Genomic DNA, 14674 nt, shown 5'->3' with positions numbered 1-14674 from the left:
TTAATCCGCGCACGGCGCGGGAACAAGGTTTAGTGGCCTACGGGCAAACCTTGGTGTCTATCCTTTTGGACCACCCAGCTGGACCAGCTGCACCGATTCGATTCAGCCGAACCGCCCATAAGGATGCAAAGGAGCCATCACAGCTCCTTTCGACCCTCCAGTGCACGGGTCAGCGTCACCTCATCAACAAACTCCAGATGCCCGCCAACCGGAATACCATACGCCAGCCGCGTAATCTTGATGCCGAACGGCTGCAGCAGCCGCGAAATGTACATCGCCGTGGCTTCGCCCTCGGTGTCCGGATTGGTGGCGAGGATAACCTCCTCGGTCTCCTCCTCCGCCACGCGCTTGACCAGCTCGCGGATACGGATGTCGTCCGGTCCGACGTGCCCCATCGGAGACAGCGTGCCGTGCAGCACATGATACAGACCCTTGTACTCCTTCGTGCGCTCGAACGCGATTACGTCGCGCGGCTCTGCCACCACGCAGATCACCTTCTGGTTGCGCGTCTTGTCCGAACAGATCGGACAGATCTCGCTGTCCGTCAGATTCTGACAGCGCTTGCAGGTGAACGTCTTGGCTTTTGCTTCACGGATGGCATCCGCAAACCGCTCGGCATCCTCTTTCGGCAGGTCGAGCACATGAAACGCCAGCCGCTGTGCGGTCTTCTGGCCAATGCCCGGAAGCTTTGCAAACTCCTCGATCAGCCGTTCGACCGGCGGTGCAAAAAGCTCCATTACAGCAGACCGCCCAGACCGCCGCCAATGCCGCCCGTAATCGCGGACATCTGGCTCTGCGACTTGTCGGAAGCCGCCTTGAGCGCCTCGTTGACCGCTGCAACGACCAGATCCTGCAGCATGTCGATGTCGTCCGGATCAACAACGTCCGGCTTGATCTCAATGCTCTTAAGCGTGGAAGTGCCGGTTACAGTCGCGGTAACCATGCCACCGCCTGCCGTGCCGGTGGATTCCATCTGCGCGATCTCCTCCTGCGCCTTGAGCATGCTCTCCTGCATCTTCTGTGCCTGCTTCATCATCGCCTGCATGTTCATGCCGCCGCCGAAGCCGCCGAAACCCTTACCCTTTGCCATAATAAATGTCCTCCTTAAAGCTGTTTCACTTGAATATCCATTGATTTAGCGCGGTCGATCAGTTCATCGACTGCGATATTTTTTTTTACACCAAGCTCCTCGCCCGCTTCGCGCACCTTGACCTTGATGGGTGCGCCGTTCAGCTTAGCCGCCTGCTCCCGGATGACCGAAATGGTCGGCTCCTTTGCCGCGAGAATGGCCGTCATTTTGTCCTCGCAGAGAATGACGAGCGCGTTGTCCTCGAGCACGCCTTTCGCGCTCAGCTTGATATTGGTGTGTGCGCCGATGTTGATCTTGCCGGTCAGCGCTTCGAGCAGCGGCTGCCACTGGCTCCACAGCATCACTTCCTGCTTAGGCGTGTCTGCAGTCCCGTCTTCCTCTCGCGCCCAGTCAGGCGCATCCTCGTCACCCGGAAGCGGCGGTGCATCATCGTCACACGGCGGAGGCGGCACATCGCCTGCCTGCTGCGCTGCTGCTGCGGGCATCATCTGTACCGGAACACCGTTCTTCAGCTTTTCCTCGAGCGCTTCTACGCGCCCGCCGAGCGTGTCATAGCTGTCAGCCCCCAGACTGCACAGCCGCACCGCGCACAGCTCAGCCTCAACGCGGCGATTGGCTGCCGTGCGCATGTGGTCGAGCGAATCGCTGATAATGCGGCTCCACGCGATGAGCGTGGACGACGCCAGACCGTCGCACAGCGCCTGCAGCGTCTTTACGCTGTACGCGGGAGAAATGAGTGCGGAAACGTCGGTCTTGCTGGTCTTGACCAGCAGTGCATCGCGGATCAGGCCAAGCATCTGGTCGTACACCGAGGCCAGATCACGGCCTGCGTTGTAATATTCGTCCAGCAGGCCGACTGCCGCCGCCAGATCACCGGTTTTCAGGTGCTCGGCCAGGCGAATGCCATCGTCCTGACCCATGACGCCGAGCGCCGCCGTGACCGTTTTCTCGTCCACCGCACCGGCTGCCGCCGCACGGTCGAGCATGGAAAGCGCGTCTCGCATGGCGCCGTCCGCCAGCCGGGCGATCAGGCGTGCCGCACCTTCGGTCAGCTCAATGCCCTCACCTGCCGCAACATCCAGCAGCCGGCGGGCAATATCCTCCGCACCGATCCGGCGGAAATCGAACCGCTGACAGCGCGACAGAATGGTCGCAGGTACCTTGTGCAGCTCGGTGGTAGCCAGAATGAACAGAACGTGCTCCGGCGGCTCCTCGAGTGTTTTGAGCAGCGCATTGAACGCACCGATGGACAGCATGTGTACCTCGTCGATGATGAACACGCGCTTGCGGACCTGTGCAGGCGTGTAGCGCGTCTCATCGCGCAGGTCGCGGATGTTGTCCACGCCGTTGTTGGACGCCGCATCAATCTCGGTCACGTCCAGCACCGAGCCGTCCAGAATGCCGCGGCACGCCGCACACTCGTTGCACGGATCGCCGTTCACCGGATGCTCGCAGTTGACTGCGCGCGCGAGGATCTTCGCACAGGTGGTCTTGCCGGTGCCGCGCGTGCCTGTAAACAGATATGCATGGCTCAAACGTCCGGACTGCAGCTGCGCGCGCAGCGTGTCCGTAATATGCTGCTGCCCGATCACATCCGCAAACGTCTGCGGCCGCCATTTGCGGTATAAAGCCTGATACATTACGAAAATCCTCCCCTCAATAAAATAAAGAGGCGGGCGTAAGCCCGCCTCAAAGCGTCCTCTCGCGGACTTTGTCCGCCATTCAATACCGGTTTGCTTGCAAACCGTACCCGCATGACAGGATTTTGTTTCAAAAATCCGAGCCATCGACCTCCGCCGCTTCACGGCGGCATTCAATCGAATCTTACGGCCGTGCCGTAAGATTCATAAAAACCCGCGACATGTGCGTGGGTTTTTATACAAGACGGAGCAAAAGTTTCGACCATCGGAAGGAACTTTTGTCCCGCCGGGATTTGTCCGAGCCGCAGGCTCGGCATATCCCCTTCGATCGAAAGCGTGGTTTCGATCGAGAATCGTTCAGCGCCCCACAAGACCGCACACAGGTAATTCGAATACACACACCCGGCTGCCTTTCCGCATTTCGGGCTCAGAATCGGCAGATCTGCGGCACACGATGGTTTCTGCTTAATGCTGCTCGGTTCCCCGCCTGACATGGTTCACAGTCCTCCGTTGCGCAGTACCGGTCCCTCATCGCCCTGTGAGTGGCTGCCTCGCCGCATGCGTGCTCCTTGTTACCCGCATAGTCCCCGCTGAAGCGGATTGCGGGTTCAAGGCACCGCTAACGCCCCGACTTGTGCGGCCTTGTGCGGCGCTGAACGATTTTCAGTTTTCAGTTTGTGCCGAACAATTCGGCTTTATGCTTCCGGATCCTCCGAGCTGTCGCCGCTGTCTCCGCTGTCGCCGCCGGAATCGCCGCTGTCGCCCGAATCGTCTCCGCTGTCACCGCCGTCGCCGCTGTCGTCACCGGAATCGCCGCTGTCGCCGCTGTCATACGATCCGCCGTCACCGGAATCCTCATTGCCGGTGTTGGTATCCGAAGAGCTGCTGTCCGAATTGCTGTCATCTTCTTCATCGTCGTAGTAATAATTATCTACGCCCATGCTCTCGAAATCATACTTGTTTTCGATATTCTGATGACTGCAGGTCTCGGTCGGAACCTTGCCCTTCCAGAATCGGCCGGTTGCAGCACGTCCCGCAGCGCGGCACGCGCCGGATGCCAGCAGACCGGTATCCATACAGTAGGTGACTTCCTCGAAATCCTGCGGATGCGAGTCAAATACCAGACCGGAATCACCTGCATGCACCTTCTGCATAACAGCCAGCCAGATATTCGCCGCATTGCGACCGTACAGGCCGTCCAGACGGTAGTTATGCTCGTAGCCTACCCATACCGCACCGGAATACTTCGGCGTGATGCCGCAGAACCAGATATCGGTATTGGAGGTGGTCGTACCGGTCTTGCCGCCGGTTTCTACACCGTCAAGCTGAATGCCGTAGGCGGTACCGTGTGCGGTAACGTTCTGCAGACAGTCGAGCATATAATAATCCGTGCGGACATTGGTAAAGCCCTTATCCGTGTTGGGTGTATTCTCCATTACGGTGTTGCCTTCGCTGTCCGTCACCTTGGTGTAGGTGCGGGTACCGCCGCAAACGCCATCATTGATGAAGGTCGAGAAACCGCCCGCCATCTCACGAACGGTAACACCGTCCGTCAGTGCGCCAAGCGCCAGCGGTGCAAGATCGATATCCGACTGCACGGTACCGTCCTCGTTGGTGCGGCTGTCTACCAGCTTAAAGCCAAGCTGCTGGGTCAAAAAGTTAAACGATACCTGCGGTGTCAGCGTTTTGAGAAGCTGTGCAGAGACCGTATTGAGCGAACGGGTCATGCCCTCCTTAATGGTCAGCTGACGGCCGGTCGGATATTTGCCGTCGTTCATCGGCCACGGATTGCCCTCTTCATCCTCCATGAGCGCACGATCATAAATCGTGCTGTCCGGCGTGACGATGCCGTTATCCATCGCCGGTCCGTAAGCCGAGAGCGGCTTGAGCGAAGAACCCGGCTGACGGCGTGCGTCAGACGCATAGGAGAAACCGCGGCTGCTGGTCTTTTCACCGCGGCCGCCGGCAATACCAACGATATTGCCCTGCTTGTCCGTGATGACCATGGCGCTCTGCGGAATTTCACCGTACTTTTCGGTGTTCGGGAAATTATCTGCGTTAGCCCAGACCTCATCAAGTGCATTCTGCACCTTGGTGTCGATGGTCGCATAGATGTTCAGGCCGCCGGAGTAAACCATGTTCTCCGCAACCAGACGGGAATATCCCTTTTCGGTCATCAGGTCGTTGATCACGTCCTTGATAACTTCATCGGTGAAGTAGCTGTAGGTGGACTTGATCTCCTGCTGATACTCCTCGTAGGGGCGGTAGTTAAGCTCCTCTGCTACGGCAGCCTCGTACTCCTCCTGCGAGATCATCTTCTGATCGAGCATCTGTGCAAGGATGGTCTCCTGACGCTTCTTTACCTTTTCGGGATGGTTATAAACGTCGTAAATCGACGGGTTGTTGGTAAGACCTGCCAGCACGGCGGATTCTGCCAGATCCAGCTGCGATACATCCTTGTCAAAGTACTGCATCGCCGCAGTCTGCACACCGTAGCTGTTGTAGCCCAGATAGATCGTGTTCAGGTACATGACCAGAATACGGTCCTTGTCGTCAATCTCTTTCTCGAGTGCAAACGCGCGGAAAATCTCGTTTACCTTGCGCTTTACCGAGTAATCGTTATCAGCCGTGATGTTTTTGATCAGCTGCTGCGTTATCGTGGAGCCGCCGTACTGCGTGCCGCCGAGCAGCCAGCCCTTGACCGCACCGATCGTGCGCACCCAGTCTACACCGTGGTGCTTGTAAAAGCGCTCGTCCTCGATTGCAACGACTGCGTTCTTGAGGGTATCCGGAATCTTGTCGCTGTCCACCCATTCACGGTTTTCCTTGCCCTTGATGGTTTCGTACAGCTTGTATTCATCGGAATCCGATTCCTTAGCATAAATGAATGAATTCAGATTCAGACCCAGTCCCTTGCTGATCTCCACCGCAGTTTCCTTCGCGGACGGATTGATATAGATGTGCACATACATCGCAAACGCAATGCCGCAGAAGCAGCCGCACAGCACGCCGATCAATACCAGTGTAATCAGTATGCGGGAGAACAGATGTCCGATTCCCGTTCCTTTTTGATTGCCAGTTGCCAATTTGTTTTCCTCCTTGCCCCACGATATGCACCGCAGGGTCCTGTCGGGTAAGACGAAGAACACGTCCTATTTGTTCCCGCACACGGTCTTGTTTTTTTGAAACACCGTGTATTGTTGGCAATACCGTAAAATTCATCGGTATTACCGTCTTATAAGGCTAAATGAATTGTACAATAGCTGCCTGTGCCGATTTTCTTCCGGCAGCTTACTGCCGAGGTAATAGGCACTCTGATAGCATTATACCACAGGACTTTGCAAATTCCAAACATTTTTTACGCTGCTTTTAGAATAGACCGTATTTTTGTGGGAATACTCAAAGCAAGTCCCACTGAGTGAAGGAGTTTTGACTATGATGCAGGGTTTTTATCTGCTTGCTATGCAGCAGGCGCGGCGGCGCACACAGCTCGCCGCGCTGGCATGTCTTGCAGCAATGATCAGTCTGGTTCTGGCCGGACGTGCGCTTCTGGCTTCGCCGGCCGTTCCGGCGAGCGCATCGATTACCTATACGGTGCAGAGCGCAAACGACCGGCTTGTCATCCGGCAGAGCGACGGCTCGGTCCTGCGCACAGGCATCGACACGCGCACGCTGCCATCCGCCGAGCAGCAAGCGCTTGCGGACGGCATTACACTCGATAATGCAGAGGAGCTGGCGCGGCTGCTGGAAAATTACAGCTCGTAAAACACCGTCTCCTTTTCCATCGCCATACAGTGTATGCCACAGGCGGAAAAAGTTTTCATGCGAGTTTTGCGCGGATAAGGCTTTACTTTTTCCGCTTTTTGTATTATGCTTTAAGTAACGATAAACACCGACAGGTAGGATCGGAAAGGAGAACCAAATATGCTTGACGGAACGAGAAAATTCAGTCTGGTAGACGAGTCCAACAAGGAGATGAAGCGCACGCTTACCACTGTGTATGACGCGCTCAAGGAGAAAGGCTACAACCCGATCAACCAGATCGTCGGCTATCTTCTCTCTGAGGACCCGACTTACATAACCAACCACAACAATGCCCGCAGCCTGATCTGCAAGATCGACCGCGACGAACTCATGCAGGAGCTGGTTCAGTTCTATCTGGATAACTGAGTTTTTGCAGAATAACCGTATACCTTATTTGCGAAAAAAAATAACCGTTACCTTTGGCGAGGACGGTTATTTTTTATTTTGCAAAACATTTCCGTTCTCTGCGGCTTGACTTTTACCGCAGATTTGCTATACTTATAGATAGAAAAGGGCAATCCGGCAGAAGACGGTTGACCTGGGTTCAATTATTTTGTTGAAAAAATAACCGTTACCTTTGGCCGAGGACGGTTATTTTTTTATGGTTTTAACGATTTCAAGCAGAATGATCAATGTAATAATCTGCAGAATCTGATCCACAATACCACCTCCCTTCAGGGAGTATGGTCAACCGTCTTCAACATCTTTTGCCGGATTACCCGTATTTTTATTGTAACCTATAATTTTCACCTTGTAAAGCCAAAGAGGTATATATGAACGGTTTTCTCCCTATTTCCAAACAAGATATGACCGACCGCGGATGGTATTACTGCGATTTTCTGATCGTCACCGGCGATGCGTACGTCGATCATCCGTCGTTCGGCACGGCGATCATTTCACGCGTGCTGGAGGATGCAGGCTACAAGGTCGCTATCCTCAGCCAGCCGGATTTCCACGATGAGCACGATTTTCTCGAAATGGGCCGTCCGCGCTATGCGGTGCTCATCAACGGCGGCAACATCGACTCGATGGTCGCGCACTACACCTCGGCGAAAAAGCGCCGTTCGGACGATGCGTACACGCCGGGCGGTGTGGGCGGCAAGCGGCCGGACCGTGCGGTAACCGTCTATTCCATGCTTGCGCGGCGCGCCTTCCCGGAAACGCCGGTCTATCTCGGCGGCATTGAAGCCAGTCTGCGCCGATTTGCACACTATGATTACTGGGCTGACCGTGTTATGCCGTCCATTCTGGAATCCACCGGCGCGGATGGCGTGATGTTCGGCATGAGCGAGCACTCGGTCGTTGAGCTGGCAAACAACCTCAAGCACGGCAAAAAGGGCGCAGACGCGTGCAAGGGAGTCCGCGGCACGGCCTATATGGTGCATGATACGGACGATCTGGAGTATGATGCGGTCGAATGTCCCTCGTACGAGGATGTCTGCGCCAGCAAGCCGGACTACGCCCGTTCGGTCAAAATCCAGTACGACGAACAGGATGCCGTGCGCGGCAAGGCGATTCTCCAGCGGCACGGCAAGCGCATCCTTGTGCAGAACCCGCCCGCAAAGCCGCTGACCACGGAGGAGATGGACCATGTTTACGCGCTGCCGTACATGCGTAACTATCATCCGTCGTATGAGGCGCTCGGCGGCGTACCTGCCATTCAGGAGGTGCAGTTCTCCATCATCCACAACCGCGGCTGCTTCGGCGCGTGCAACTTCTGCGCGCTCGCGTTCCATCAGGGACGGTACATTCAGGTACGCAGCCACGAGAGCGTGATCGAAGAAGCGAAAAAGATCACGCAGATGCCCGGATTTAAGGGATACATCCACGATGTCGGCGGCCCGACCGCGAATTTTCGCTTTCCGGCCTGCAAAAAACAGGAGAAATTCGGCTGCTGCAAGGACAAGCGCTGCCTGTTCCCCACCACCTGTCAGAACATCGAGGCCGACCACACGGATTACCTCGAACTGCTGCGTGAGCTGCGCCACATCGAGGGTGTCAAGAAGGTGTTCGTCCGCTCCGGTCTGCGCTACGACTACATGATGGCCGAGAAGAACGATGCGTTCTTCCGCGAACTGGTCGAGCACCACATCTCCGGTCAGCTGAAGGTCGCGCCGGAGCACATGAGCGACAACGCCCTGTACTATATGGGCAAGCCGTCCTTCAAGGTGTACGAGCAGTTCCGCGAGCGGTATGCCCGCATCAACGAAAAGCTGGGCCGCAAGCAGTATCTTGTGCCCTATCTGATGAGCTCGCATCCGGGTGCAACGCTTGATGACGCCATCATGCTCGCGCAGTACCTCAACCGCGTCGGCTACATGCCCGAGCAGGTGCAGGATTTTTATCCCACGCCGGGTACGCTGTCCACCGCGATGTACTACACCGAGATTGATCCGCGCACCATGAAGCCGGTTTTCGTGGCAAAAACGCCCGAGGACAAGGCCATGCAGCGTGCGCTGCTGCAGTGGCGCCGACCGGACAAGCGCCCGATCGTCATTGCCGCGCTCAAAAAGGCGCACCGTGAGGATCTCATCGGCTTTGGCAGGGAATGTCTCATTCGTCCGGGCAGAGGCAGCGACCAGCGCATGCCGGGCAGCAAGCAGCACAGCGTCAGCCGCCACGGCGTGTCCAACGGCGGCAGACAGCAGAATAACGACCGCCGTCATTCTGCGCCTAATAACGGCAAGCACAGTACACCGAACGGCAAACGTCCGGCTTCGCGTCCGGCTCAGAGCAAGCCGAATCAGGGTAAAAAAACCGGCTGGGCAAAACCGAAAAAGAAAAAATAATTTTATACGGAACTTTTTACGCCGTCTTTCGTCTATACTATCAGAGTTACGAAAGGCGGTGTTTTTTATGACAAAACGTACTTTAGCAATGCTTCTTGCACTTCTGGCGCTGCTGCTGACCGGCTGCGGCAATGCCGAGCCGAAAACCACGGAAGCAGAAATCGGCAGCCAGAGCACGGATGACGCAGCTGCCCTGCCGGATACCACCGAGCAGAAACCGGTCGCAGATGCACCCATGATGGTGATGGTGGATAACACGCTGTATCAGTCTACCGGTGAGGTCAGCACGGTCGATGGCCGCTGCGGCAACATGGACGGCGAGATCACCTCGCAGACGGCGAACGGCACGGACGCGCCCACCGAGAACGGCCAGTCCAACTTCGGCACGGGCTACGGCTATCAACGCATAGACGACCATATCGAGGTGCTGATTGATAACCAGTGGATCGTGTTCAAGCCTATCACCGACTCGGATGTATAAAAACTTTTGTTTGAAGCCTTATTTTATTTGACAACAACCCGGTCGTGCTTTATAATAAACAGTGAACAAAGGAGTTCGTCCCGCGAAGGCGGGTCGGACTCCTGTTTTTATTTTTAGGATAAGGAGGGCTATTTGCCCCATGGACGAAATTGATCTGAAGCTCTTGCGGCTGCTGCAGAAGAATGCCCGCACCCCCATCAAGGCCCTTGCAGGTGAGGTTCGCCTTTCCTCCCCTGCGGTTTCCGCGCGTATTGAGCGGCTGGAAAAACAGGGTGTTATTCGTGCGTATACGCTCGATCTGGACCCGCTGCAGCTTGGCCATCACATTCTCGCGTACATTCATCTGGATATGCAGCCCACCCAGAAAGAGGAATTTTATCCATTCATTGCTGCGTGCTCGAATGTGCTCGAGTGCAACTGCGTGACCGGCAACTACTCCATGCTGATCAAGGTGTCGTTCGCCTCGACGCAGGAGCTGGACGGCTTTATCGGACGTCTGCAGAAATTCGGCAAGACCGAAACACAGATCGTGTTTTCCTCGCCGGTGCCGCCGAGAGCCATTGTGGTATGAGAAAAAGCCTGCGTGTGCAGGCTTATTTCTTTTATCCACAGGGTGGGGGTAGGTTTGAGTATTCCATTAGGTATAGCCGGTAAACGGCGGGATGGGGTCATCCCGCCGTTTCTCTCCGGTTTGCACCAATGAACACCAACGGCACACGTTCCGCAGGGGCGCACTAATGTGTGCGCCCTAATCTGACCGATCGCCCACCACGGAAAAGGGCGGACACACCGGTCCGCCCCTACGATAGCCTGTACAGGTTGATTAAACCCACAAATCAAAATTTACTGCAGCTTTTCCGCCGCGAGATCTGCCAGTTTCGCATACTCTGCAAGGCTCAGCCGTTCACCGCGAACGCGGGCATCCAGACCGGCTGCTTCTACGAGTGCGGTGATCTCCTCCTTGCTCATCGACGAGCCGAGCACCGGACCGAGCGCGTTCACGAGCGTCTTACGGCGCATATTGAACGCTGCGCGCACAAGGGCGAAAAACAGCTTCTCGTCCTTAGTCTCAACCGCCGGCTTGTCGAGCGGCACGAGCTTGAGCACCGCCGAATCCACCTTGGGCTTGGGCACAAAGCAGTCCGCCGGAACATCAAACAGGATTTCCGCCTTGGCGTGGTACTGCACATAAATCGAGAACGCCGAGTACGCCGCCGTGCCCGGCTCTGCGCAGATGCGCTGCGCGACCTCCTTCTGTACCATGACCGTCACCTGCTCGAACTCGCCGCTCTCGAGCAGCGCCGTAATCGCCGGTGTGGTGATGTAATACGGCAGATTGGCGCACGCGATCGCCTTTCCGTCACCGAATTTCTCCCTGCAGAGCGCGGCAAGGTCGGTTTCGAGCACATCGCCGTGCACGACCTCGAAGTTATCGTAATCCGCGAGCGTCTCTGCCAGAACCGGCATGAGCGCACGGTCCAGCTCGACCGCTACGACCTTATCCGCACGCCGGCACAGCTCCGCCGACAGGCAGCCCATGCCCGGGCCGACCTCAACCGCGTTTCCGCACTCGGCAACACCGCTCATCTCCGCGATGCGGCGCGGCACGCTTTCGTCCGTCAGAAAGTTCTGTCCGAGCGATTTGGAAAAATGGAAGCCATGACGGCCCAGAACCGCTCGAATTGTCTCAATATCACATAAATTCATTTATTTTCTCCCTGTGGCTCAAAAAAGCCGGCGGCATATGCCGCCGGCTCTTTTATGTATTTTGCACGCAGTGCATTTTTAATCGGATTTTATTTATAAAATCCATAAAAACCGGGAGCATGTATCACGGTTTTTATACAAGTGAGGAAATCAGTGTGCTGCATAGCGACGCGCTGATTTTCTCTTTGGATATGTCCGAACATTGTTCGGCATATTCTACTCGTTGAAAAGCGTGCTTTTCAACGAATTATTCCTCGCCCTCGATCAGACCGTAACCGCCTGCCGCACGCTTGTAAACAACGGCGTGGATATTGTCGTTGTCGGCGTTGCGGAAGAAGTAGAACTGGTGGTCAAGCAGGTTCATCTGCAAGATAGCCTCGTCCACGCTCATCGGCTTTACGTCGAAGCGCTTGCGGCGTACTACATCGAAATCCTCCTCGGTCAGTGCAGCCTTCTGCTCTGCCATCTTGTCGAATGCACCCTCACGCAGGCGCTTCTCCAGACGGGTCTTATGCTTGCGGATCTGGCGCTCGATACTGCTGATGGCACCGTCTACGGAAGCATACATATCAGTCGTCGTTTCCTCGGCGCGGACAACCAGACCAACCTGACGCACCGTGATCTCGACCGTCTGCTTGCCGCGCAGCTCGCTGAATGTAAGCGTGGTATCCGAATCCTGCTGGAAGTAGCGATCCAGCTTTTCTACCTTACGCAGTGCGTACTGGCGCAGCTCGTCCTCGATCTTGATTTTTCTTTCGACGATAGTGAACTTCATAAAATCATCTCCTAACAGGCGTAAACCGCCTTTGATGGCTTTATCCGCGGCCGCCGTGGTGTGACGGAAACGGTATTGGGTTTTTGCTATCTTCAGTATAGCACAACCTATGCAACTTGTCCAACAATTTTTCAGAAGTTCACAATTTGTTCAGCACATTCCCCAAGATGTTTTACAATCTCTTGTCAAGGTTGCTTACAGCTCGCCCTCTGCGTGACGGGTAACATGGCAGGAAATATTAACCACGCACGGCAGACCGGCGATATGCGTGCCGAACGGCTCAATGGCGCAGGCAAGAGCGGTAACCGTGCCGCCGAGTCCCTGCGGGCCGACACCGGATGCGTTGACCTTATCGAGAATCTGCTGCTCCATCTCGGCGTACAGCGGATCGGCGTTGTGCTGATCGACCGGACGCAGCAGCGCACGCTTGGCGAGATATGCCGCCTTATCGCTCGTGCCGCCCAGACCGACGCCGATAACGATCGGCGGGCACGGGTTGGAACCCGCATGGATGCACGCATCCGCGATAAAATCCACAATCTGCGCCTTGGTAGCGGCAGGCGTGAACATCTTCATCTGGGTCATATTCTCCGAGCCGAAGCCCTTCGGTGCAACCGTGATCTTCACCTTGTCACCCGGAACGACCGAGGTGTACAGGATACACGGCGTGTTGTCGTTGGTGTTTTCGCGGCGCAGCGGATCACCGACCACCGACAGGCGCAGATAGCCGTCAATGTAGCCGCGGCGAACACCCTCGGTGACTGCATCCTCGAACGAGCCGCCGGTCAGATGCACGTCCTGACCGATCTCCGCGAACACGATCGCCATGCCCGTATCCTGACAGACCGGCACGTTGTTCTCGCGTGCAAGGTCGCAGTTGGCGATCATTTCACCGAAGATGGTCTTGCCGAGCGGAGACTCCTCCGCGTTCTGACCATCCACGAACGCCTGCCGCAGATCTGCGGGCAGATAGTAGTTGGCATCAATGCACAGCTGACGCACCAGCTTGGTTACTTCCGAAACCTCAATCGTCCTCATTTTGTCCTCCTATATTCCGGTGCGCCGTTTACAAAAACAGCCTGCACCTGAGTTGCGATATCCAACGGGTCCCCGCTCCACAGCACACAGTCTGCATCCAGACCGGTTTTCAGGCTGCCGATTCTGTCCTGCATGCCCGCAATTTTCGCGGGTACCGAAGTGACAGCGCGTAGCGCATCCGTTTTATCCATACCCGCGCGCACCGCCAGCATAAGCGCCATCGGCAGCAGCCGCAGCGGAATTTCCGGGTGATCGACCGTAATGGCGGTTTCGATTCCGGCCTTGCACAGCAGTCCGGGCGCGGCATCCGACAGGTTGCGGATCTCCGGCTTGGAACGGTCGGTCATGTACGGACCGCTGACCACCGGAACGTGCTCCTCGGCCAGCAGGTCGGCCACAAGATGCGCCTCCGTGCCGTGAATGATAACCGCCCGCAGACCGAACTCCTTCGCAATACGCAGCGCGGTGAAAATGTCATCCGCACGGTGCGCGTGAAAATGTGCCTCAGCCTTGCCCCAGAGAAGCGGCTGCAGCGCTTCCATCTTGATGTCGAAATCCGGCTCGTCCTGGTCCGGGTCATTCTCCGCACGCGCCTTGCGCGAGAAATACTCCTTCGCCTTGTACAGCTCCTCGCGGATGATGCCCGCGGTTGCCATGCGCGTGACCGGCGTTTCGTCCTTGTCGTGATAGACCGACTTCGGGTTCTCACCCAGCGCGAACTTGATCGCAAGCGGCGCCTTAAGAATCATGTCGTCCACACGGCGGCCTGCCGTCTTGAGCAACGCAATCTGTCCGCCGATGGGGTTTGCGCTGCCCGGGCTGACTGCGGCAGCCGTCACACCGGCCTCAAGTGCCTCGCGGAAGCTGCGGTCAAACGGATTGACGCCGTCCAGTGCACGCAGATGCGGCGTCGCCGGATCGGTATCCTCGTTGCCGTCCGCGCCCTCAAAGCCGAGGCCGTCCTCGTACAGACCGATGTGCGAATGAATGTCAATCAGGCCGGGTGTCAGCACGCCGCCCTCGCCGTCAATGACGCTTTCGCAGTCCGGCGCTTCGCCCTCGCCCATCGAGGCAATTCTGCCGTTTTCAAGCAGAATCCAGCCAAAAAAGCGGGAATCACGCTCATCCATCGTCCAAATATTGATATTTTTGATCAGTGTTTGATTCATGGAAAACCTCTTCCAAAAACTGTTGACAAGTGTGGTAATTTATGGTATATTTATCATGGCGGTTGGGAAAGCCGCCATGCACCGTTCATATCTTTATCCCCACAATCCTACTTTTGGCGCTCTTTCGCAAGGAAGAGCGCGTTTTTTTGCATAAAAGCAGGATTTCATTGCTTTTTCAGCA

13 protein-coding genes and 1 other RNA gene are annotated in these 14674 nt (G+C 56.2%); 5 read left to right on the top strand and 9 right to left on the bottom strand.

From position 1 onward, the window contains the following. Positions 1–137: 137 nt before the first annotated feature. From recR to PGY33_RS06355, 5 genes are all read right to left on the bottom strand, one after another. Positions 138–737, bottom strand: a complete 600-nt coding sequence (gene recR / locus PGY33_RS06375) for a recombination mediator RecR (protein WP_110435225.1) — start codon at positions 735–737, stop codon at positions 138–140. After that, the gene (locus tag PGY33_RS06370) at positions 737–1090 is read right to left on the bottom strand and encodes a YbaB/EbfC family nucleoid-associated protein (RefSeq protein WP_110435226.1); all 354 of its coding nucleotides are present in this window, start codon (positions 1088–1090) and stop codon (positions 737–739) included. Before PGY33_RS06370 ends, recR begins: the two co-directional genes overlap by 1 nt. Positions 1091–1104: 14 nt before the next feature. Beyond that, a complete protein-coding gene (gene dnaX / locus PGY33_RS06365; RefSeq protein WP_270477788.1) occupies positions 1105–2730 on the bottom strand; it encodes a DNA polymerase III subunit gamma/tau in 1626 nt (541 codons plus the stop codon). A 373-nt stretch (positions 2731–3103) separates the two neighbouring features. Next, positions 3104–3370, bottom strand: an RNA gene (gene ffs / locus PGY33_RS06360) — signal recognition particle sRNA large type. A 55-nt stretch (positions 3371–3425) separates the two neighbouring features. Beyond that, complete coding sequence (locus tag PGY33_RS06355) at positions 3426–5816, bottom strand: transglycosylase domain-containing protein (RefSeq protein ID WP_118478274.1); 2391 nt, start codon at positions 5814–5816, stop codon at positions 3426–3428. 349 nt (positions 5817–6165) lie between these two features. On the opposite strand from PGY33_RS06355, the gene PGY33_RS06350 reads away from it, so the two are divergent. The 5 genes from PGY33_RS06350 (at position 6166) to PGY33_RS06330 (ending at position 10375) form a co-directional block, all read left to right on the top strand. Continuing rightward, positions 6166–6495: a BofC C-terminal domain-containing protein gene (locus PGY33_RS06350; protein ID WP_118478272.1), complete on the top strand. Its 330-nt coding sequence runs from the start codon at positions 6166–6168 to the stop codon at positions 6493–6495. A gap of 159 nt (positions 6496–6654) precedes the next feature. Then, a complete protein-coding gene (locus PGY33_RS06345) occupies positions 6655–6900 on the top strand; it encodes an IreB family regulatory phosphoprotein (RefSeq protein WP_110435230.1) in 246 nt (81 codons plus the stop codon). A gap of 407 nt (positions 6901–7307) precedes the next feature. Further along, a complete protein-coding gene (locus PGY33_RS06340; RefSeq protein WP_270477786.1) occupies positions 7308–9323 on the top strand; it encodes a YgiQ family radical SAM protein in 2016 nt (671 codons plus the stop codon). Positions 9324–9390: 67 nt separating this feature from the next. Further along, positions 9391–9804, top strand: a complete 414-nt coding sequence (locus PGY33_RS06335; RefSeq protein WP_270477784.1) for a hypothetical protein — start codon at positions 9391–9393, stop codon at positions 9802–9804. Positions 9805–9943: 139 nt separating this feature from the next. Further along, positions 9944–10375, top strand: a complete 432-nt coding sequence (locus tag PGY33_RS06330) for an Lrp/AsnC family transcriptional regulator (RefSeq protein ID WP_116704675.1) — start codon at positions 9944–9946, stop codon at positions 10373–10375. A gap of 272 nt (positions 10376–10647) precedes the next feature. Here the strand turns inward: PGY33_RS06330 and rsmA are convergent, their stop codons facing one another. The 4 genes from rsmA to PGY33_RS06310 form a co-directional block, all read right to left on the bottom strand. Continuing rightward, a complete protein-coding gene (gene rsmA, locus PGY33_RS06325; protein WP_270477782.1) occupies positions 10648–11511 on the bottom strand; it encodes a 16S rRNA (adenine(1518)-N(6)/adenine(1519)-N(6))-dimethyltransferase RsmA in 864 nt (287 codons plus the stop codon). Between the two features lie 247 nt (positions 11512–11758). Then, positions 11759–12286, bottom strand: coding sequence for a ribosome hibernation-promoting factor, HPF/YfiA family (hpf, locus tag PGY33_RS06320; RefSeq protein ID WP_118359735.1), 528 nt, complete (start codon positions 12284–12286; stop codon positions 11759–11761). A 195-nt stretch (positions 12287–12481) separates the two neighbouring features. Beyond that, positions 12482–13324, bottom strand: a complete 843-nt coding sequence (locus tag PGY33_RS06315; protein ID WP_110435236.1) for a fumarate hydratase — start codon at positions 13322–13324, stop codon at positions 12482–12484. Then, positions 13321–14493 carry an amidohydrolase gene (locus PGY33_RS06310; protein WP_118478264.1) on the bottom strand — a complete coding sequence of 391 codons (1173 nt, stop codon included), beginning with the start codon at positions 14491–14493 and terminating at the stop codon, positions 13321–13323. Before PGY33_RS06310 ends, PGY33_RS06315 begins: the two co-directional genes overlap by 4 nt. Positions 14494–14674 lie beyond the last annotated feature (181 nt).

This window comes from Butyricicoccus sp. AF18-9LB (assembly GCF_027684505.1).
GTDB classification, from domain to species: Bacteria; Bacillota; Clostridia; order Oscillospirales; family Butyricicoccaceae; genus Agathobaculum; species Agathobaculum butyriciproducens.
Note: the sequence above shows the minus strand (reverse complement) of the source record. Positions and strands in the feature narration are given on the sequence as shown.

Excerpts from the sequence above, each read along its gene's own strand:
- PGY33_RS06310 (WP_118478264.1), bottom strand. The coding sequence starts at position 14,493 with ATGAATCAAACACTGATCAAAAATATCAATATTTGGACGATGGATGAG.
- PGY33_RS06335 (WP_270477784.1), top strand. The coding sequence starts at position 9,391 with ATGACAAAACGTACTTTAGCAATGCTTCTTGCACTTCTGGCGCTGCTG.
- rsmA (WP_270477782.1), bottom strand. The coding sequence starts at position 11,511 with ATGAATTTATGTGATATTGAGACAATTCGAGCGGTTCTGGGCCGTCAT.
- PGY33_RS06340 (WP_270477786.1), top strand. The coding sequence starts at position 7,308 with ATGAACGGTTTTCTCCCTATTTCCAAACAAGATATGACCGACCGCGGA.
- PGY33_RS06345 (WP_110435230.1), top strand. The coding sequence starts at position 6,655 with ATGCTTGACGGAACGAGAAAATTCAGTCTGGTAGACGAGTCCAACAAG.
- dnaX (WP_270477788.1), bottom strand. The coding sequence starts at position 2,730 with ATGTATCAGGCTTTATACCGCAAATGGCGGCCGCAGACGTTTGCGGAT.
- PGY33_RS06330 (WP_116704675.1), top strand. The coding sequence starts at position 9,944 with ATGGACGAAATTGATCTGAAGCTCTTGCGGCTGCTGCAGAAGAATGCC.
- recR (WP_110435225.1), bottom strand. The coding sequence starts at position 737 with ATGGAGCTTTTTGCACCGCCGGTCGAACGGCTGATCGAGGAGTTTGCA.
- PGY33_RS06315 (WP_110435236.1), bottom strand. The coding sequence starts at position 13,324 with ATGAGGACGATTGAGGTTTCGGAAGTAACCAAGCTGGTGCGTCAGCTG.
- PGY33_RS06350 (WP_118478272.1), top strand. The coding sequence starts at position 6,166 with ATGATGCAGGGTTTTTATCTGCTTGCTATGCAGCAGGCGCGGCGGCGC.
- hpf (WP_118359735.1), bottom strand. The coding sequence starts at position 12,286 with ATGAAGTTCACTATCGTCGAAAGAAAAATCAAGATCGAGGACGAGCTG.
- PGY33_RS06370 (WP_110435226.1), bottom strand. The coding sequence starts at position 1,090 with ATGGCAAAGGGTAAGGGTTTCGGCGGCTTCGGCGGCGGCATGAACATG.